Origin of the sequence: Ruegeria lacuscaerulensis (genome assembly GCF_013031245.1) — a bacterium.
Lineage (GTDB): Bacteria > Pseudomonadota > Alphaproteobacteria > Rhodobacterales > Rhodobacteraceae > Ruegeria > Ruegeria lacuscaerulensis_C.
Map to the genome: position 1 here is coordinate 1 of NZ_WPZL01000048.1, position 18,091 is coordinate 18,091.

At 58.5% G+C, this 18,091-nt stretch carries 21 protein-coding genes and 3 pseudogenes; 8 read left to right on the forward strand and 16 right to left on the reverse strand.

The window, feature by feature from the left end; genetic code table 11:
* A partial coding sequence (locus GOX66_RS23705; RefSeq protein ID WP_170766115.1) for a BCCT family transporter occupies positions 1-170 on the forward strand: 170 nt, incomplete at its 5' end.
* 99 nt (positions 171-269) lie between these two features.
* On the opposite strand, the gene GOX66_RS23710 is transcribed toward GOX66_RS23705, so the two are convergent.
* Positions 270-455 (reverse strand): hypothetical protein, encoded by a 186-nt coding sequence (locus tag GOX66_RS23710; protein ID WP_170766117.1) that lies wholly within the window; start codon positions 453-455, stop codon positions 270-272.
* Here GOX66_RS23710 and GOX66_RS23715 point away from each other — a divergent pair.
* The 3 genes and pseudogenes from GOX66_RS23715 to GOX66_RS23725 form a co-directional block, all read left to right on the forward strand.
* Positions 454-630: pseudogene (locus tag GOX66_RS23715) on the forward strand (IS6 family transposase); the annotation flags it as partial. The gene GOX66_RS23710 and the pseudogene GOX66_RS23715 sit on opposite strands and share 2 nt — an antisense overlap.
* Positions 631-817: 187 nt before the next feature.
* On the forward strand, positions 818-1,756 hold the full coding sequence (locus GOX66_RS23720) for an MBL fold metallo-hydrolase (protein WP_170766119.1): 939 nt from the start codon (positions 818-820) through the stop codon (positions 1,754-1,756).
* Positions 1,753-2,697, forward strand: a complete 945-nt coding sequence (locus GOX66_RS23725) for an MBL fold metallo-hydrolase (RefSeq protein ID WP_170766121.1) — start codon at positions 1,753-1,755, stop codon at positions 2,695-2,697. The genes GOX66_RS23720 and GOX66_RS23725 overlap by 4 nt, the downstream gene beginning before the upstream one ends.
* 1 nt (position 2,698) lies before the next feature.
* Here the strand turns inward: GOX66_RS23725 and GOX66_RS23730 are convergent, their stop codons facing one another.
* From GOX66_RS23730 to GOX66_RS23795, 14 genes and pseudogenes are all read right to left on the reverse strand, one after another.
* Positions 2,699-3,757, reverse strand: coding sequence for a YeeE/YedE family protein (locus tag GOX66_RS23730; protein ID WP_170766122.1), 1,059 nt, complete (start codon positions 3,755-3,757; stop codon positions 2,699-2,701).
* Positions 3,758-3,810: 53 nt separating this feature from the next.
* A complete protein-coding gene (hemA, locus tag GOX66_RS23735; RefSeq protein ID WP_170766123.1) occupies positions 3,811-5,034 on the reverse strand; it encodes a 5-aminolevulinate synthase in 1,224 nt (407 codons plus the stop codon).
* A 1-nt stretch (position 5,035) separates the two neighbouring features.
* Positions 5,036-5,467, reverse strand: coding sequence for a DUF302 domain-containing protein (locus GOX66_RS23740; protein ID WP_170766124.1), 432 nt, complete (start codon positions 5,465-5,467; stop codon positions 5,036-5,038).
* An 81-nt stretch (positions 5,468-5,548) separates the two neighbouring features.
* On the reverse strand, positions 5,549-6,811 hold the full coding sequence (locus GOX66_RS23745) for an NAD(P)/FAD-dependent oxidoreductase (RefSeq protein WP_170766125.1): 1,263 nt from the start codon (positions 6,809-6,811) through the stop codon (positions 5,549-5,551).
* Positions 6,812-6,835: 24 nt separating this feature from the next.
* Positions 6,836-7,548 (reverse strand): annotated as a pseudogene (locus tag GOX66_RS23750) (c-type cytochrome).
* A 2-nt stretch (positions 7,549-7,550) separates the two neighbouring features.
* Positions 7,551-8,591, reverse strand: a complete 1,041-nt coding sequence (locus GOX66_RS23755) for a c-type cytochrome (RefSeq protein WP_170766126.1) — start codon at positions 8,589-8,591, stop codon at positions 7,551-7,553.
* A complete protein-coding gene (gene soxC, locus GOX66_RS23760; RefSeq protein WP_170766127.1) occupies positions 8,575-9,846 on the reverse strand; it encodes a sulfite dehydrogenase in 1,272 nt (423 codons plus the stop codon). The genes GOX66_RS23755 and soxC overlap by 17 nt, the downstream gene beginning before the upstream one ends.
* Positions 9,847-9,917: 71 nt before the next feature.
* Positions 9,918-11,615, reverse strand: a complete 1,698-nt coding sequence (gene soxB / locus GOX66_RS23765; RefSeq protein ID WP_170766128.1) for a thiosulfohydrolase SoxB — start codon at positions 11,613-11,615, stop codon at positions 9,918-9,920.
* A gap of 86 nt (positions 11,616-11,701) precedes the next feature.
* The gene (gene soxA, locus GOX66_RS23770) at positions 11,702-12,547 is read right to left on the reverse strand and encodes a sulfur oxidation c-type cytochrome SoxA (RefSeq protein WP_170766130.1); all 846 of its coding nucleotides are present in this window, start codon (positions 12,545-12,547) and stop codon (positions 11,702-11,704) included.
* Positions 12,548-12,617: 70 nt separating this feature from the next.
* Positions 12,618-12,947, reverse strand: a complete 330-nt coding sequence (soxZ, locus tag GOX66_RS23775; RefSeq protein WP_170766132.1) for a thiosulfate oxidation carrier complex protein SoxZ — start codon at positions 12,945-12,947, stop codon at positions 12,618-12,620.
* Positions 12,948-12,980: 33 nt separating this feature from the next.
* Positions 12,981-13,397, reverse strand: a complete 417-nt coding sequence (soxY, locus tag GOX66_RS23780; RefSeq protein WP_170766135.1) for a thiosulfate oxidation carrier protein SoxY — start codon at positions 13,395-13,397, stop codon at positions 12,981-12,983.
* Positions 13,398-13,443: 46 nt separating this feature from the next.
* Entirely contained in the window at positions 13,444-13,920 is a 477-nt protein-coding gene (gene soxX / locus GOX66_RS23785; RefSeq protein WP_170766137.1) for a sulfur oxidation c-type cytochrome SoxX, read from the reverse strand.
* Between the two features lie 131 nt (positions 13,921-14,051).
* Positions 14,052-14,630: a thioredoxin family protein gene (locus tag GOX66_RS23790; RefSeq protein WP_170766139.1), complete on the reverse strand. Its 579-nt coding sequence runs from the start codon at positions 14,628-14,630 to the stop codon at positions 14,052-14,054.
* A gap of 14 nt (positions 14,631-14,644) precedes the next feature.
* Entirely contained in the window at positions 14,645-15,385 is a 741-nt protein-coding gene (locus GOX66_RS23795) for a cytochrome c biogenesis CcdA family protein (RefSeq protein ID WP_170766141.1), read from the reverse strand.
* Positions 15,386-15,465: 80 nt separating this feature from the next.
* Between GOX66_RS23795 and GOX66_RS23800 the strand changes: the two genes are divergently transcribed.
* The 4 genes and pseudogenes from GOX66_RS23800 to GOX66_RS23815 form a co-directional block, all read left to right on the forward strand.
* Positions 15,466-15,840: a hypothetical protein gene (locus tag GOX66_RS23800; protein WP_170766143.1), complete on the forward strand. Its 375-nt coding sequence runs from the start codon at positions 15,466-15,468 to the stop codon at positions 15,838-15,840.
* Between the two features lie 99 nt (positions 15,841-15,939).
* Positions 15,940-16,248, forward strand: coding sequence for an ArsR/SmtB family transcription factor (locus tag GOX66_RS23805; RefSeq protein ID WP_170766149.1), 309 nt, complete (start codon positions 15,940-15,942; stop codon positions 16,246-16,248).
* Positions 16,249-16,290: 42 nt separating this feature from the next.
* Entirely contained in the window at positions 16,291-17,352 is a 1,062-nt protein-coding gene (locus tag GOX66_RS23810) for a YeeE/YedE family protein (RefSeq protein ID WP_170766145.1), read from the forward strand.
* A 211-nt stretch (positions 17,353-17,563) separates the two neighbouring features.
* Positions 17,564-17,659, forward strand: a pseudogene (locus tag GOX66_RS23815) (IS6 family transposase); the annotation flags it as partial.
* 51 nt (positions 17,660-17,710) lie between these two features.
* On the opposite strand, the gene GOX66_RS23820 reads toward GOX66_RS23815, so the two are convergent.
* On the reverse strand, positions 17,711-18,091 hold a 381-nt coding region (locus GOX66_RS23820), incomplete at its 5' end, for a DDE-type integrase/transposase/recombinase (RefSeq protein WP_170766147.1).

An 18,091-nucleotide genomic window follows, 5' to 3' on the forward strand; every position in this document is an offset into this window, starting at 1 on the left:
TGGCGGCGGGCGAGAACAATCCAATGGACGCGCTGCGCAATGCGATGATCATCGGTGCACTGCCATTTACCATGGTGATGGGTCTGATGATGGTTTCACTGACCAAGGCTCTTTACCGGGATGGTCAGCGCGACAAACACGCTGATACAAGCACGCGGGCCGCTGAATAAGCACAAGTCCAAATGTCAAAACAAACGCCGCCCCAAACGGGGCGGCGTTTTTCGTTTACAGACGAAGCAGGCGCTGCCCAGTGTTCCGTTTTTTTAGCTTCACGCAGGTCCGGCACCCGCGCGGGACTGGGCATCCGAGGGAACGAGAATGGGCCATGCGGCGGCGTTTAGTGCGTCCCAGTGATCTGGATCAACCTCAATCCCCAGTTCCAGCGCTTGGTTGTAGTAGGCTGCAAACTGCGCCGCCGAGATTTCATGTCGCTGAAGTTCGGGTGGTATTGCCAAGTTGTTTGGTCGGTTCAAGTCACACCGGCAAGCTCAGAGGTTTCTGTCCGCGCATGATCAGATCAACCTGATATTCCGTCCCCGCCGCTATCAACTCACTTCAACCTCATACCGCCACGCCCGCAGCGATGCGTTCAGCCTCTGGGCCGAATACACCACCGAAATGGCAGCATGACCCTGCCTTTTCTAATGCCTCACAATCGGTCGCAAACAACTTGGCAATACCCATCCACGCGCTAAACCCAAGCGCGTAAACAGCCAAAAGTTGCAACAGAACCGACGACAAATCCTGTGATAGCCTCATTTCCGATTGCACTGTTCCGCTCTTTACACATCTTCACATTCATCTTAATGATTTTATCATGAAACATTATGACTTCCCCAAGCGTGTCGACCGCCGCGCGTTTCTTTCGTATGGCGCCTGTTTCGCGGCGCTTGCCACACAGGCCGGTCCGGTGCTTGCAGACGTGCAGCTTGGTTCCTCGGCCAGCATCACCACCTTGTCAGACGGGTTCCTGTCGCTGCCTCCCGACATGGTTTTCGGAGCAATGCCACAGGATGAACTCAGCCATTTGCTGGCCCGCTACCAGGCTGATCTGAGCAGGTATGAACCGGGCTGCAACGTGACGCTGTACCGCGACGGCACAAACACCGTGCTGTTCGATGTCGGTTCCGGGCCGGATTTCATGGCGACAGCGGGCAAGCTTCCTGAATCGCTCGATACGATTGGCCTGTCGCCTGACGACATCACACATGTCCTCTTTACCCACGCGCATCCGGACCACATCTGGGGTGCGCTGGATGATTTCGACGAACCGATGTTTCCCAACGCCGTTTACAATTTCGACCGCACCGAGTGGGATTACTGGTGGAACCCGACCACCGTGGACACGATCGGAGCGGACCGAGCCGCATTTGCTGTCGGCGCCAAGCGACGCATGGAAGCGATCGAGGATCAGGTGAATTTCTTCGATGACGGTCAGGAGATTCTGCCGGGAATTGCCGCGCGGGCAAGCTATGGGCACACGCCCGGTCACGTGGCGTTCGAAATCCGCAATGGCGGTGACGCCGTGATGGTGGTCGGCGATGCGCTGGGTAATCCTCATGTCGCGTTCGAGCGGCCCGACTGGCTCAGCGGCACCGATCAGGACCCTGCAACCGCGGCAAACGCCCGGAAATCGCTGCTGGACCAGATGGCGCATGAGCAGATGACAATCGTCGGATTCCACCTGCCCGATGGCGGGTTCGGCCGCGTCGAGAAGTCAGACACCGCATATCGGTTTATCGGAGAACCATCATGATCCGTTACATCTGTGTGGCCAGCGTTCTTGCCCTTCCGGCCTGGGCCAACGAAGACATCGCCGACCAGTACCCGCAAAGCGTGCTCTATTCCAAACCGTTCGAGTACATCCCCGGCGTATTCTCTGCCATTGGCGCGACCGCACCGCCGACCTATGAAAACTCGGGCCACAACAACAACCTGAGCTTCATCGTGACCGGCGAGGGTGTTGTTGTCATAAACGGCGGGGCGGCCTACGCGCTCGCAAAGGCGCTTCATCAGGAAATTCAAGCCGTTACGGACCAGCCGGTAAAGCTTGTCTTCAACGAAAACGGCCAGGGGCATGCCATGCTGGGCAATGCCTACTGGTCCGAACTGGGTGTTCCGATCGTGGCCCACGCAGATGCGGCTGCGGAGTTCGAGGAATACGGCTCGCAAATCCTTCAGGGAATGCAGGCATACAACAAGGACAAGGCAGACGGCACATTTCTGGCTGGCCCCACCGAGACGTTCGAGGACGAATACGTCGTAGAAATGGGCGATTTCCACATCGAAGCAAAGTATCTGGGCCCGGCCCACAGCCCCGGCGATATCTCGATCTGGCTGCCCGACCAGAGCCTTGTGATTGCGGGCGACATGGCCTTTCACGAACGTATGCTACCGATCTTTCAGGAAACCTATACAGCCGACTGGCTGGAGACATGGGATACCTCGTTCGAACCGCTGGGCGCCACTTATGTGATACCCGGGCATGGCCATCCGACGAACATGGATCAGGTGCGCCGGTACACGCGCGACTATCTGGTTTATCTGCGTGGCAAGATTCAGGACCACATGGATGCCGGCGGCGATCTGGCCGAGGCCTATTACGTAGACCAGTCCCCTTACGCCCATCTGGATACGTTCGAGGAACTGGCAACCAAGAACGCCGGGCGCGTCTTCGAACAGATGGAGTTCGAGTAACTCAGGACCGCTGCGGGACCGGCAGGCGCATCATCAGCCGATGCGTGATCACAGCTCCGACCCACATCGAAAACACGGCAAGCCATGCGGTCAGGGACATGGCCGAGCCGCCGGAAAGCCCGGCGCCGACCGCGCAACCACCCGCCAGCATCGCACCGGACCCCATAAGAACGGCGCCGGCCAGATACCGCTCCATTGGGGTGTCCGGGCCGAACCGTTCGATCTTCCATTCTCCGGACAGAATGGCCGAGGCGGCGGCCCCGGCAGCGACACCCGGCACAAGGCCGATGCCGAAGGACAACAAGACGTTGCGCTGGGTCACCAGTGCCATCAGCGTGTCGGTTGCCGGGCCCGTGAACGTGACCGATGACACCGGCACAACCTCGAACGACGTTTGCGCAATCGCGAAGGTCATCAGCCAGCCAAGCGCCACGGCCAGCCCGACCCCTGCGGCGGATAGCATCCTGATCGGGGGCACGTTTCGCCTTGCGGCAAAGGCAACCGCCTGTGCCAGCCCTCCAATTGCAACCGCCACGCAAACCATTGGCGACACATCGAACAATGCGGACAGATCGCGCGCCTCGCCGCCGGGTACGATCCAGAACCCGGCGATTTTCTCACGGGCCGGGCTTAAAACACCGGTATAGGCCGCTTGCGCCACCAGCGTCAGGATCAACCCCGTCACCAGCGCCCGAAGGTTCCCGCAAGAGGCCAGTACCAGCAGGCGCGATGCGCATCCGCGCGCCAGTATCATTCCCACCCCGAACATGACGCCGCCGATCACCGCCCCGCTGATGCTGCCAGTGGATGCGATGGTTCGGGAGTCAGACAGCTCCAGCCATTCAAGCGCAACGAACCCCTGAACAAGAAACAGCGACGAGGTGAATGCAATCAGCCAGACCGCCAGCTGGGGCCCAAGCCCGCCTTCGGCAACTTCAACCGTGGCGGCGCGCAGGCAGAAATGAGATTTCTGAGCCGTAATTCCGAACAGAACGCCAACAAGCACACCGGCAATAGCCAGCGTGCCAGCGTCTCCGAACAGGTCGATGAACGTCTCCATCGTTCTGAAAATCTCACCTTGTTGCGTACTCTTCCTTGCCTTTGATCAAGAATTTACTGGGCTGCCATCGGGCGACGTGCCAACTGGCACTGCGTCCAAAGCTCGCCCAATGCGGAAATCAACCGGTCCACGTCTTCGGGCGCATGAACCGGCGACGGCGTGATGCGCAGTCGCTCGGTCCCTTTGGGAACGGTCGGGTAGTTGATCGGCTGGATATAGATTCCATAGTCGCGCATCAGCACATCCGAGATAAAACGGCACTTTACCGGGTCACCAACGATAACCGGGATGATGTGACTGGGATTGGGCGTATGCGGGATACTCAGATTGTCCAGCCTTTCCCTGACCTCGCGCACGCGCTGTTGATGCAGGTCGCGTTCCTCATGGCTCTTCTTCAGATGCCGGACCGAGGCAACCGCACCTGCTGCCACTGCAGGCGGCAAGGCTGTCGTAAAGATAAATCCGCTTGCAAAGGAGCGGATGAAATCGATTAGGTCATGTGATGCCGCGATATACCCGCCGACCACGCCAAAGGCCTTGCCTAAAGTCCCCTCGATGACGGTCAGCCGGTCCATCAGCCCTTCGCGTTCGGCAATGCCCCCGCCGCGTGGCCCGTAGAGGCCCACGGCATGCACTTCGTCAAGATAGGTCATCGCGCCATAACGATCCGCCAAATCGCAGATTTCAGCGATCGGTGCGATATCCCCGTCCATCGAATAGACGCTTTCGAAAGCGATGAGCTTGGGCGCGTCGGCAGGCAACGCTACGAGGTGCTGTTCAAGATCGTCAAGATCGTTGTGTTTCCAGATCCGTTTCTGGCACCGACTGTGGCGAATCCCTTCAATCATCGACGCGTGGTTCAGTTCGTCCGGCAGGACCGTGATTCCCGGAATTTGCGAAGCCAGCGTCCCAAGTGCGGCCCAGTTCGACACGTATCCCGAGGTGAACAGCAAGGCCGCGTCCTTGCCGTGCAGGTCCGCCAATTCGCGTTCCAGCAGGACATGGTCGTGCGTCGTACCCGAGATATTCCGCGTTCCACCAGCCCCAGCCCCGCATCGATCGATTGCGCCATGCATCGCCACCAGAACCTCGGGATGCTGACCCATTCCCAGGTAATCGTTGGAACACCAGACCGTGACCTTTTCAGGGCCGGTTGGCGTGTGGTTGCGGGCAATCGGAAACGCACCGCACTGCCGCTCAAGATCCGCGAAGACCCTGTAATTTCCTTCTTCCCGCAGTTGCCCCAACTGGGCGCTGAAAAACCGTTCGTAGTTCATGTCAGTTGCCGGCGGCTTCTTTGACAATGCCTTCCAGCAGGGCCTGGACTTTCTGCATGGGTCCGTCGGGATAAGTCCGATAGCCGACCATTACGCCGCTTTCATCCTCGGCCACGAATATACTGTAAGGGCAGTAGCCGATGTTCATCGGGTCCGCTTCCATCACCTCGCGCGAGATTTTGGCCGAGCAGAAGATAAAGATGTCGGCGGTCGAGAATATCTGTTTGTCGCTGCCCACATCGACCCCGGTCCGGTTCAGCATGTCACCGACATGGCTGACATAGTCGATGATCAGACCCTGGCCGACGATTGCGGTTTCAACGGCAAAGGTGGCGTCGTCGAAACTGCCGTCGAAGGGAACGGTGACGACCCCATCGGCAATGGCCTGGCTTGCCACAACCGAGAATGCAGTTGCCGCGATTAACTGTTTCATGATCATGTTGCTTCCTCCTGAACCGCTATCTCTCACACTGGGCGGTAAAGGCTTTGACGCCTGTCGAAGCCCCCGCATTTCTTATCCGAACATGTCCGACGTGATGCCCGCGTACCACCCAAGGGATTCTTCGTAGGTCGCCTTCCTCAGATTCGCGTCTTCACCGGTCTGGCTGATGAAACCGTCCACCTTGGCGATCTTCTCCTGGGTGGCTTCGTAGGTGGCCCCGACCTTGACACCATCATCTGCATCAATGAGCGACCAGCAGGTATTCGAGAACTTGGCCGGGAACACCTTGGATCCGGTTAGCGCGCCGCGAACGGCATTGGCACAAACCTTGGCCTGGCTGTTGGCCGAGAAGCCGGATTTCGGCATGTCGCCCTGCTGGCTGGCATCGCCCAGGACATAGATATCCGGGTTCGCTTTCGAGGACATGTCGGCGGCATTTACAGGTGCCCAGTTGCCATCGGTCACGCCTGCCATTTCCGCGATACGGCCCGCCTTCATGGCCGGGATCACGTTGCACACGTCTACTTTGGTTTCCTCGCCGTCGATGGCCACGGTCATGGCGTCCGGGTTCACCGACACGTTGCCGCCGCCGAAATCCTCTCCGACCCAGTCGACCATGCCTTCGTAATGGTTCGCCCAGCCTTCCTGAAACAGCGACATCTTCGAGAATTTCGGCTTGGGATCGGCCACGATGATCTTTGCGGTCGGGTTGTTGGCCTTCAGCACATGCGCCACCATCGACACCCGCTCATAGGGTCCCGGCGGGCAACGGTAGGGGTTGGGTGGGGCGACCATCGCAAAGGTACCGCCCTCGGGCATGGCCATGATTTGCGCCTTGAGCAGCTCGGTCTGCGACCCGGCCTTGTAGGCATGGGGCATCTTGTTTTGCGCAGAGACGTCCCAGCCTTCGACGGCCCCATCCACAAAGTCGATGCCCGGGCTGAGGATCAGCTTGTCATAGGGGACAGACCCGCCGCCCGCCAAAGCCACCGTTTTGGTATCGCGATCCACACTCACGGCCCAGTCATGCACGACATTGATACCGTAATCCGCGGCCAGCTTGCCGTAGCTGTGAGCAATGTCTGAAAGCTCCTGAAATCCACCCAGGTAAAGGTTCGAGAAGAAGCAGGTGTAGTAGGTGCGCGTCGGTTCGATCAGCGTGACGTCAATCTCACCCTTGCTGTCCTTGGCGATGTAACGCGCGGCGGTCGCTCCGCCTGCCCCGCCGCCCACTACAACAACTCGGGGCTTGCCCTGTGCCAGAACCATCGGCGCTGACAGCCCGGCGACGACCGCCCCGGTGGTTCCAAGAAATGTACGTCTGTTGAGTGTCATCGTGTTTCCTCCCCTTAGGCACTGTCACTCTGGGTTGCCGAAATATGCAGCAAGCGCTGCGATCTCGTCGTTGCTCAGGCGTCCGGCGATCATCTGCATGACCGGATGGCGCCGTTTTTTTTTTTTTCCTTGTAGGCGTGCATTGCGACGACAAAGACCTCTTCAGGCCAATAGATGATCGACGGGATGCCCTCATCCCCGCCTTCGATCTGATGGCATGTCGTGCATTCACTGCTGAGGTAGGCGCCGTATTCGGGATCCCCCTGAATCGCGAGGATTTCAGGATCGACGGAATGATCGGTTCCCTTGGCCGTTGGGTCGGCCTCGGGGATGTCGCGCGGGTTATCCGAAAAAATCCGCAGATAAGCGATGACGTTGACACGGTCTTCAGCGTCCTTGATGCCCGGGAAGCTCATCCGGGTACCCGAGGCAAAGGCGCGCGGGTTCTCGATATACGCCGACAACGTGTCCGCGTGCCATTCCAGACCCGAATTTCCCGCCCGCACAAGGCTTTTGGAGTATTCGAAACCATCAAGCCCGGCGGCATTTCGACCGAAGACCCCGTTCAGATGCGGGCCAATCTCGTTCTGAGCCCCCGCCCCGACCTGGTGACAGCCATTGCACTGGGTAAAAACGGCTTTCCCGGCCTCGGCATCGCCAATATCTTCAGCCGCGTTGGCCGCAAAGGCCAGATGCCCTGCGACCATCCCGAGTGCCAGCACGCGGCGCTTGCGCATAATCAGCTTCCGAAGGACTTAAGGTAGACGATGACCGCGTCGATATCGTCCTGTTTCTTAAGCCCGGCAAAGGACATTTGCGTGCCCTTTAGATAGGCCGTAGGCTTGGCCAGAAAGGCGGCCATTTCCTCGTCGGTCCAGACAAGCCCTTCCTCGGCAGCGGCCTTCAGGGCTTTGGAGTATTTGAACCCTTCAACGGCACCCGCGTCCGCTCCGACAATCCCGTTCAGGGCCGGGCCGGTGCGATGCTTGGCCCCTTCGCCAACCTGATGGCATGACTTGCACTTCTTGAAGACCTTCTTGCCGCTCTCGATCATTTCGGGATCAAGCGCCACGGTTTCCTCGACCGCTTCTTCGGTTTCAACCGCCGCTTCCTGAACCGCAGGGGAACCACCCTCGGCGTCAGTCCCGGTTTCTTCCGGTGTCACGTCCAGAACGGCTGCACGCATGGTGATCTCGACAGTTTCCTTGCAATCGGACATGCACGGTTCATCGGTCCAGAAATGCGCCTCGGCGGTTTCGCGGTCATCCACGATGAACCCTTCGGCATTCGGCATGTCCACATCCAGGAAATTCTCGTGCGACAGCGTGAACTCGTCATCGACGATATCGTTGGAATACAGGATGTAGGCCACGATCGCATAGACGTCGTCCGGTTCCAGAGACTGGGCGTTTCCGAACGGCATGGAGCGGTTCACGTAGTCCCAGACCGTGGAAAGATAGGGCCAATAGGATCCAACGGTCTTCAACGGGTCCTTGTCGGCCAGCGTGCCGTCGCCACCGGCCAGCTTGGGCCAGTTGTCCACGCCTTCGGCAAAATCTCCGTGGCAGATGGCGCAATATTCGGCGAAAACCTCTTCGCCGGTAAAGACATCGCCCGAGCCTTCGGGCAAGCCGGTGCCATCCGGTGCCACATCCACATCCCAGGCCGCGATCTCTTCAGGCAGGGCCGGTCGGCCAAGGCCAAACGTCCCGGCATATGCAGGAGCGGCCAGACACAGCCCCAACGCCAGGGCGGCAAACAGCTTACGATACTTCGACATTTTCTGCCTCTCCGCTTTCCTTGACCCACCATGTCTGGATGCAATTGTTGTGATAGATCGAGTTTTCGCCCCGCACGTCGCGCAGCTGGTCCTTGCTGGGTTGGACATACCCGGTCGAATCCTTGGCGCGGGCCTGCAACAGCATTTCCGAGCCGTCCCAGTTGTGGTCCAAATAGAACCGCGTCAGCGCCTTGTCGGTGCCGGGCGCGGCCAGACGCGCGGGCATCCAGTTCTTGCCGCCGTCGACGGACACATCGACACCGGTGATTGCACCTCTGCCGGACCATGCCAGCCCCGTGATCACCAACGGCCCCGGTCCATGCGTGATCGGAGATTGCGGGCTGGGCGAGGTGACGACCGATTTGGCATCCATCACCCATGTCCACTTGCGCGATGTGCCGTCTTCGAGCGTGTCCGTGTACTTGGACGTTTCTTCACGGCTTTCAATCGCCATGTCAGTGACTTCGACTCGCCGCAGCCACTTGATCCACATGTTGCCTTCCCATCCCGGCACGACCAGCCGGACGGGGTATCCATGTTCTTTGCGCAAAGCCTCACCATTGGCCTTGAAAGCGACCAGCACGTCATCCAGCGCCTTTTCCATCGGGATGGAACGGCCGTTCGACGACGCGTCCGCGCCTTCGACATAGACCCACTTGCCTTCGGGCTTTAATCCGGCCTCCTCCAGCAAGGTGCGCAGCGGCACGCCGGAATATTCCATGTTGTGGATCATGCCGTGGGTGAACTGCGCCCCGTTCAGCTGCGATCCGGCCCATTCCATGCCCGTATTGGCGGCGCATTCACAGAAATAGACGCGGTTTTCGCGCGGAAAGCGTTCAAGGTCTTCGTAGGTGAAGACAAGCGGAGTATCGACCAGACCGTTGATCATCAGACGGTAATCCGCCTTGCTGAGTTCGATAGCCCCGGAGTGATGCCGTTCAAACGCGCAACCCTGCGGTGTGATCGTACCGTCCAGCGCATGGATCGGCGTGAAGTTGATCGAACTTATCGTGTCCGCCGTCAGCCATTCGACATTGCGCCGCACGACGTCTTTTTCGAACTCGATCGGCAAGCCGTATGGCGTAGCATCAACGCCCTCGCCGGTTGTCTGCGCCCATTCCTGCTCCTGCGTGATAAGAGGATCCGGGCTTGCCGCACGGGCTGCTCCGGCACCAACCGCCCCTACTCCGACCGCCGCCGCACCGCTCAGGAACTGGCGGCGCGAGGGTGCCTTTCCTCTGGAGCTGTCACTCATCTGGTTTGCCTCCGTTGCTCGATCAGCAAATCTTGCCTTGATGTTCATGTTTTTTGACTCGGGTCGCATCGTCAGGCGCCGATCACCTCGACCGATGTCCTCGGTTCGACGGTCACGGTGCCCTGACTGCGAATATGGTTTTCGACGACATCCCAGATCGGCGGACCCTCGGTGCCTTCGTTGACGCTGGCCCAGCCCGCCACGACGTAAGACTTGGCCGGATCAATCGCCTCGCCTGTTTTCAGCAACGTCATGTCACTGATCCGCTGTCCCTGCGGCTTTGTCACATCGATACGATAGCCAAGCCCGCCGACACGCACCATGTCGCCGCCCTGCTGGTAATAGGGATCGGGGTTGAACAGGTTATCGCCAACGTCTTCGAGGATGACGTGGATGAATTCACCCGTCATTTCCGTGCGGTACGCGTTCGGGTAGGTCATCGAGGTGACGTTCCACAGATCCTCTCGCGTGATGTCCTGACCGGGCAGGATCGACGGCCCCCAGCGCACGCCGGGCGACATGGCAATGTCCGCCTCACGTTCGCTGAGCAGCGCATCGCAGATCAGGTCGTCCCAGGTGCCATTGAAATTGCCCCGGCGATACAGCAGCGAGTCGGTTTTGCCGATAACCTCGCTCAGCGCGTCCTTGTAGGGGGCACGCTGTTCGTCGATCAGGGCGGAGATTGCGGGATCCGGCGCGATCACGTCCGAAAAGATCGGGATTAGCTTGTGTTTCATTCCCATCAACTGACCGTCCCGCACATCCAGATCGACGCGGCTGACGAATTTTCCGTTCGAACCGGATGCGATGATATGCGTTTTTTCGACCAGAACCGGCTCCGGCAGCGCATCATGGGTATGCCCGCTGAGGATCACGTCGATCCCCTGAACCCGGCCTACCATCTTCTTGTCCACGTCAAAACCGTTATGGCTGAGCACGACAACAACATCGGCACCGGCATCGCGAACCTCGTCCACCATGGCCTGCATGTTCTCGTCCCGAATACCGAACGAGTATTCCGGGAACATCCAGCCGGGGTTTGCAATCGGCATATACGGAAATGCCTGCCCGATCACGGCAACCCTGGCGCCGCCGCGTTCGAAGAATTTGTAAGGCTTGAACAGCTCGGCCGGCTCGTCCCATTCGGCGTCAAAGATATTCTGGCCCAACGAAGCAAACGGCAGACCTTCCACGATCTCGTTGACCCGCTCGCTGCCCAACGTGAACTCCCAATGGAAAGTCATCGCATCGGGTTTCAGCGCGTTCATGACGTTGACCATGTCCTGACCCGCCGTCTGATAGCAGGTGTAGGAGCCATGCCATGTATCACCGCCATCCAGCAGCAGGGCGTCGGGGCGATCGGCCCGGATGGCGTTGATGACGGTCGAGACGCGATCCAGCCCCCCGACCTGGCCGTAAGCCTTTGCCAGTGAAGAAAAATCATTGTAGGTCAGCGCATAGGCAGACGGGCTGCCATCTTCGATCCCATACGCCTTGCGAAACGCCGCGCCGGTGACATGTGGCATCTGTCCGCGGGCATTCCCGATGCCAAGGTTCACCTCGGGCTCGCGGAAATAGATCGGTTTCAGCTGTGCGTGAATGTCAGTGATATGGATCAGGCTGATGTTGCCAAAGGTCTCGAATTCCAGCAGCTGATCCTGTGTCAGGCTTTGCTGTGCGGCCAGCCGTGCCCAGTTGCCAAATCCGGATGTCCCGTAAAGCGCCGAAGCCGCCATGGAGACCTGCAGAAAATCACGTCGCGAAATCATCTATCGGCTTTCCTATCTCACATCTATATGTGTGAATGTTATTCTGGAGATTTACCCGCGCCGGGTGGTCCGGCGCGGGTAAATAGTTATTGACGTACCGCCGGGGTTTCGACCGAAAGCCCGTTGCCGCGTGAGGCTACGTACAGCTCAAGCGCTCTGAACTCGTCCGATCCTTCAGCAAAGGTTTCGGCCCGCGTGTCGCGAATGCAGCCACGGAACCGGTTATGGCGCGAGATCAGCTTGGCCTGTTTCAGACGATATGTCGGGAAACCGTTGATCATGCCCTGGCTCAGATGGTCGGCCCGGATCATGTTGCCCCAATTGTCTTCGTGACAATTGGCGCAGCTCAGTTCCAGTTGACCAAAGCGGGTATAGTACATTTCCCTGCCCTGCTCCCAATATAGGGCGGCATCGCCGTCAATGGCCACGTTCATCGGCATCCCGCGCGATTGCAGACCGATCAGGGCAACGATTCCCTGCATGTCCGCACCCGACCACTTCCAGACATCCGCTTCCATGTGTTCGGTCCGGCACTTGTTGATCAGGTCTTCCATCACAACAAGTTTGCCGCTTTCCGCATCGACCTTGGGCATGGATGCCTGCAGGCCCTTGAACGACTCGGCACCGTCATGGCAGGATGCACAGCTCTTGCCGGCCGCTCCCTCCACTGTTTCGAAGGTATCCGCCGCCTGATCGACAAAGATCATCGCCGGGTTGTCGAAATCGTCGATCTGCAGCGCCTGCGTTTCGTCGGTGCGGAAATGCCAGCCCGAATAGATCGTGTCGAGGTTTTCGGCATGAGCCGGAGCCTCGGTCACCGAGATCATGTCCAGCTCATCATTGATCACAAGATTGTCTTCGTCGGGTCCGGCCATTGCCGTGACCGGAATGGTCAGCAGTGCGGCGACCGCTGTTAATACCTTTGTATACATTACGTTCCTCCCTTGGTGGACCAGCGCCCGCCTTCGCCGGGGGCGCTGATCTGCCTTAGCGGTCAAGCCGTCAGGCGACCTCGATCGATTTCCTGGTGTCGTAGACCGAGCCGTCGTCGTCATACCAGGTAAAGACGAAATCCCCGGATTCGGGCACGTTTGCCTCGAACTGGAAATAGGGGTTCGTCGATATCGCCGGTTCCAGCGTCACATCGACGACCAGTTCTCCGTTGAACTCGCAGGTAAAGCGGTTGATGATCGAACGCGGAATGATGTTGCCTTCCTTGTCCTTGCGCTGACCGCTTTCCATCTTGTGGCTGATCAGGGTCTTGATCGTGATCGTTTCGCCTGCAGCGGCCTTTTTAGGAACTTTGACGCGGGGTTTTACGCCGGATGCCATAGGGTGTTCTCCTGTTCTTCAGGGTGCGCGGCCTTAGCCGCCGCAGCCGCCAATTGTGACTTTTACGGTTGCCGAGGCTTTGGCAAAGCTGCTATCCGCCATCTTGGCCACTGCAACGACATCCTGCGTTCCGGCCAGGCGAATGCGCGTCGAGGCGGCCTGCTCAGCAGCCAGTGGCCCGAAATTAAATGTCGCAACACCCGGCTCGGGGTTTCCGGCGGCCACGATCAGAATCGACGTGGCACCCGGCGCGCTGACTTCGATCGGAACGGTATTGCCGTTCTCGGCGATCTCCGGCGCCGTCAACGTCACGCCGCCGTCGGCCATATCCGCCCCGCCTGTGAAGGCGGCAATCGCATCCTCGGCTGCCGCGTTTGCGCGGAAAGGCACTAGCGCCAGAACCGCGGCGCCCAGGCCAAGGGCCAGAGTCTCGCGACGAGAAAGTTCCATATTCGATCTCCTTTGAATCCTTCGGGTTTCGCGCTTGCTCACGCGATTATTGCTCGTTCAGGGTCGCAAGGAACGCGACCACGTCTTCAATCTCCTGAGCGGTCAGAATCGTGGTCAGCGGTGCCGACGGCGCTTTGCCGGTATAGGCGTCGCCCGGACGGATATAACCGTCATCCTTGTAAAAGGCCGGCATCACAGTGCCCTCGAACGTCATTTTGGCATTCGCGACCAGACCGCGCAGTTCCGCCTCTGTCCAGCGGTCGCCTGCGCCGTCCAGTACGGGACCTACTTCGCCGTGAAACGGAATGCCCGCCAGCGCCGTAACCTCGTGACAGGCAACGCAATTGCCCTTGGATTTCTCGCCGACAATCACCGCACCGTTCGCCGCGTCACCTACGACACCGGTCAACGATGTCTCAATCGCGCCATAATCGTCGAAGTGTACGTCCTTCGGGCCGGTATCGGCTGCCATTGCAACACCACCGGTCACCGTGCAGACCATAGTTATTAGCCTCAGCTTCATGATCCCTCCCATTTGCTACCGCGCTAAAAGCACTTTGCGATCCAAATCTATTGTGTACCGTAGTCGACGAGCACGCCCTGTCGCAACATTAAATTCATCATTATGAATTTTTTTATTTATGCCAGAGCCCATCAGTCCTGCGAAACTTTATTACGCTCACTGATGCGGCGGGCGTGATAACGCTGAAAGTCTTCCCCGTTATCAATCCCGTACCTTTTCTCGTTCACCCATGTGAACAAATCCAAAGTCGTTCCCTTGCCAAACGCGCCCGGCATGACGGCGACCGCCGCCTCGATTGCGGATGTGTCTTCACCCACTTCTTCGGGCAGAAAGACGAGGGTCGGCGTAAACAGAATACCCCATTTGCGCATCAGGGCACGCTGTTCGCTTTCCTCTCCGTCAAAGTCGGTAGCTGTCGTGCTGCCATGCAGATCCAGTTGCACGACAAAGAAATGATCCTCGATATAGGCGGCCAGGTCGGGATCGGGGAAAACCTCTTCGTGCATCTTTTTGCAATAGATGCAGCCTTGCTGTCCTATAAACAAAACCAACCGCTTACCTTCGGCATAGGCCTCATCAAGGTCTTCGTGAAGGTCCTTGAACGTATCGCGCATCCAGGGCGTTTTGTGCAGCCCGTCATCGCCAAGTTCGGCAGCCGTGACCGTTCCCGCGAACAGGCACGACAACAGAATCAGATTCATTCGCTTCATGACTTCCTCCCAGATCAGCCGATGGCAGACAGCCACGGCATATGAACCAACATCCATTGGGCGATCTGATTTACGGAGTTGGTCGCAATCAACAGACCAAACAGAATCAGCAGACCGCCCATCGCCTTCTCGATAAGCCCCAGGTGTTTTCGGAAACGCGTCATCCAGCGCATGAAAGGCTGCGCCAGAAACGCTGCCAGAACGAACGGGGCCGTCATGCCGACCCCGTAGACAAACAGCAGCCACGCGCCGCGCCACGCGGTTTCCGTTCCGGCCGCTGTGAACAGGATGGCAGCCAGCACCGGACCGACGCATGGCGTCCAACCGAAGGCAAAGGCCAGCCCGAGGATGTAGGCCCCGACCAGACTAACATCCGAGGTATCACCGATATCCGCGCGAAACTGGCGGTAAAGAAACCCGATTCTGACGACCCCCAGAAAATGCAGGCCCATTGCAATGATGATGGCCGCGGCGATCCATCTAAGAATGTCGAAATACTCGCGAACCATCTGCCCAAAGACCGATGCCGTTGCCCCGAGGCCCATGAAGATCGTTATGATCCCGGCCGCGAAAGCCATTGCAGACAAGGTGGCCCTACGGCGCACATCACCGGGCACGCCTGTACCGGCCGAGATATTCTCCATCCCGACTCCGGCCAGATAACTCAGGTAGAAAGGCACGATTGGCAATATGCAGGGCGACAGAAAGGACAGCAGACCGGCGACCAATGCACCTGCAATAGAAATGTCGAGCATGGTCAAATCGGTCCCGGCGCGCTATCATTCACATATTCAAAATAATAAGAATATCGCGTTGCGGTCAATTGGAGCTTAAGATGCGCCGTTTCCTCTTCCCCCTGCTGACCATTGCGATGCCAGTGCTGCCCGTGGCACTGCATGCGGATATGACGTTGTTGATGGCCGAAGAAGACGGGTGCATGTGGTGCGCGCGCTGGGATTCCGAGATCGCAGCGATTTACCCCAAAACACCCGAGGGGAAAGCCGCGCCGCTGCGGCGCATCGATATCCACAGCCCCACCCCGGCGGGCATTGCGCTGGAACGCCCGCTTCATTTCACGCCAACCTTCGTTTTGCTGGATAACGGTCACGAGGTTGGGCGCATTGAAGGGTATCCGGGCGAAGACTTTTTCTGGGGTTTGCTTAATGTCCTTCTGCGTGACGCCGGTGTATCGCTCGAGACCTCTGGATAATCGGCAACAAATCACATAAACTGTTTTGAATACTTGAAGCCAAAAAGCGAGGCTGTCTTGTTGGACAAACCTTCGAAACTGCCAGTGTTCACCAAGGACATGTGCGCCGAGGACCTCGACAGGATGATGGAAAATGCTCAGACGGCATCAAATTTCCTCAAGGCGATTAGCCACGAGGGGCGTCTGATGATCCTTTGCTACCTGTCGTCGGGGGAAAAATCCGTCACCCAGATGGAGGAGATGCTGTCGGCCCGGCAGGCCGCGGTTTCCCAGCAATTGTCCCGTTTGCGCTTTGAGGGGTTGGTGAAAACGCGCCGCGAGGGCAAGACGATCTACTACAGGCTGGCGGATGACCGATCCACGCAGATCCTTGAGGTCGTGTACGATCTTTTCTGCCGCGCGGACTAAGAGCCTGTCGGCAACTCCGCCAGCTTTGGGAGGAGACTGGCCATGTTCGAAACTCTGGGTGACGCCAATTCCGTTGCGCTGATCGGTCTGATCGGCGGTATCATTTTGGGTCTGGCGGCCCGTGTCGGGCGGTTTTGCACATTGGGTGCGATCGAGGACTATCTCTATGCTAAAGACGACCGCCGGCTGCGCATGTGGGCCGTGGCAATCGGCGTTGCGATGATCGGATGCCACGCCGCCATGACGCTTGGGTGGTTTGACCCTTCCGGCACCGCCTATCTCGCTCAGACTTGGAACCCCGTTGGCTCGATCGTGGGCGGCCTCCTGTTCGGGTATGGCATGGCCATAAGCGGCAATTGCGGCTACGGAGCGTTGGCACGTCTAGGCGGCGGCGACCTTCGGTCATTCGTTATCGTCCTGATCCTGGGTCTGTCCGCATACGTCTTCATGTCTGGTCCGCTGGCTTATCTAAGGGTCTGGCTGTTCCCGGTCGAAATGGACCTCAGCGAACCCCAAAGCGTCAGCTTTCTTGTCGAACGCCTGACCCTTGTTCCGGCGGAATTGACAGGGGTGGTTATCGGCGCCGTACTGGTGATTTTTGCACTGGCCAGTGACCGCTTCCGGCGTTCTCCGTCAAAGGTCCTTTGGGGCGGTGCGGTCGGTTTTGCCATCGTCTCCGGCTGGGTGGGCACCTATTGGGTCGCAACACACGGCTTCGACGCGGAAACCGTGCAGACCCATACATTCGCCGCGCCGCTCGGCGACACGATGTTCTACCTCATGACCGCGTCCGGTACGACGCTGTCCTTCGCCGTCGGGTCGGTCTCGGGCGTGCTGATCGGCGCGTTTCTGGGGTCCTGGTCCAAGGGCCATTTCCGCTGGGAAGCCTGCGAAGACCCGCGTGAACTCAAACGGCAGATGCTGGGGGCCGCCATCATGGGGCCCGGCGCCGTCCTTGCCGTAGGGTGCAGCGTCGGACAAGGCATCTCGGCCTTCTCCACTCTGGCATACAGCGCGCTGGTAACTTTTGCTGCGATATTTTTTGGGGCCGCAATCGGACTGCGGCAGCTTGTGACGGGATTCTCGTTTTTAGTTCAACGCTGATTTCTACACCTGACCCTGACGCCCGCCGGCCTGGAAGTGGTTTCCGTTGACGCGCACCTGCTCTCTGAGACGATCAAATGGGTTGATGGCGGGGTTTTCACAAGCTTTTTCACCGGGGGTACAGATCGCCCCCTGACCGAAAATTTCTGGCAATAAAACCTGACGGTATTGCCAAGTTGTTCAGGCTGAGTGATCCAGCTATGTCGCGCGAATGAACACCCCAACGATCATGCCGTACCTGAAGGGTTTTCGGTTTCCTCGCGAGATCATTGCCTATGCGGTTTGGGCTTACCACCGCTTTGCGTTGGTTCTGTTGCGAAATTTTCGCTGGGCTAGGCGAACTCACCAATGCAGCAGATTAGGCGGCCAATTCGGCGAACTGGCGAAATGGACAGAGTCCTGGTATGACTTGACCCTTTCGGATCATGTTCGCGACTTCGATGCCTTCCAACGTCGAAGATGCACAGGTGAACGATTTGAAGCCGAGCATCGGGCGTGTTCGTCTTTTGATGAAACGGTGATCTTGTTCCACGATGTTATTGAGATACTTGCGCCTTACCATCTCGATCGGGATCGGACAGCCGAAGCCCTTGAGCATTTTGTTGATAGCCTTGATGCCAGCGGTATTAGCACCGCTCTTGTCGATCACAATCTTCCTCGGCAATCCATTTGCCTCCAGCATCCTGCCGAAGAAGATTGTGGCTGCAGGCTTGTTTCGCCGCCTTGAAAGCATGAAATC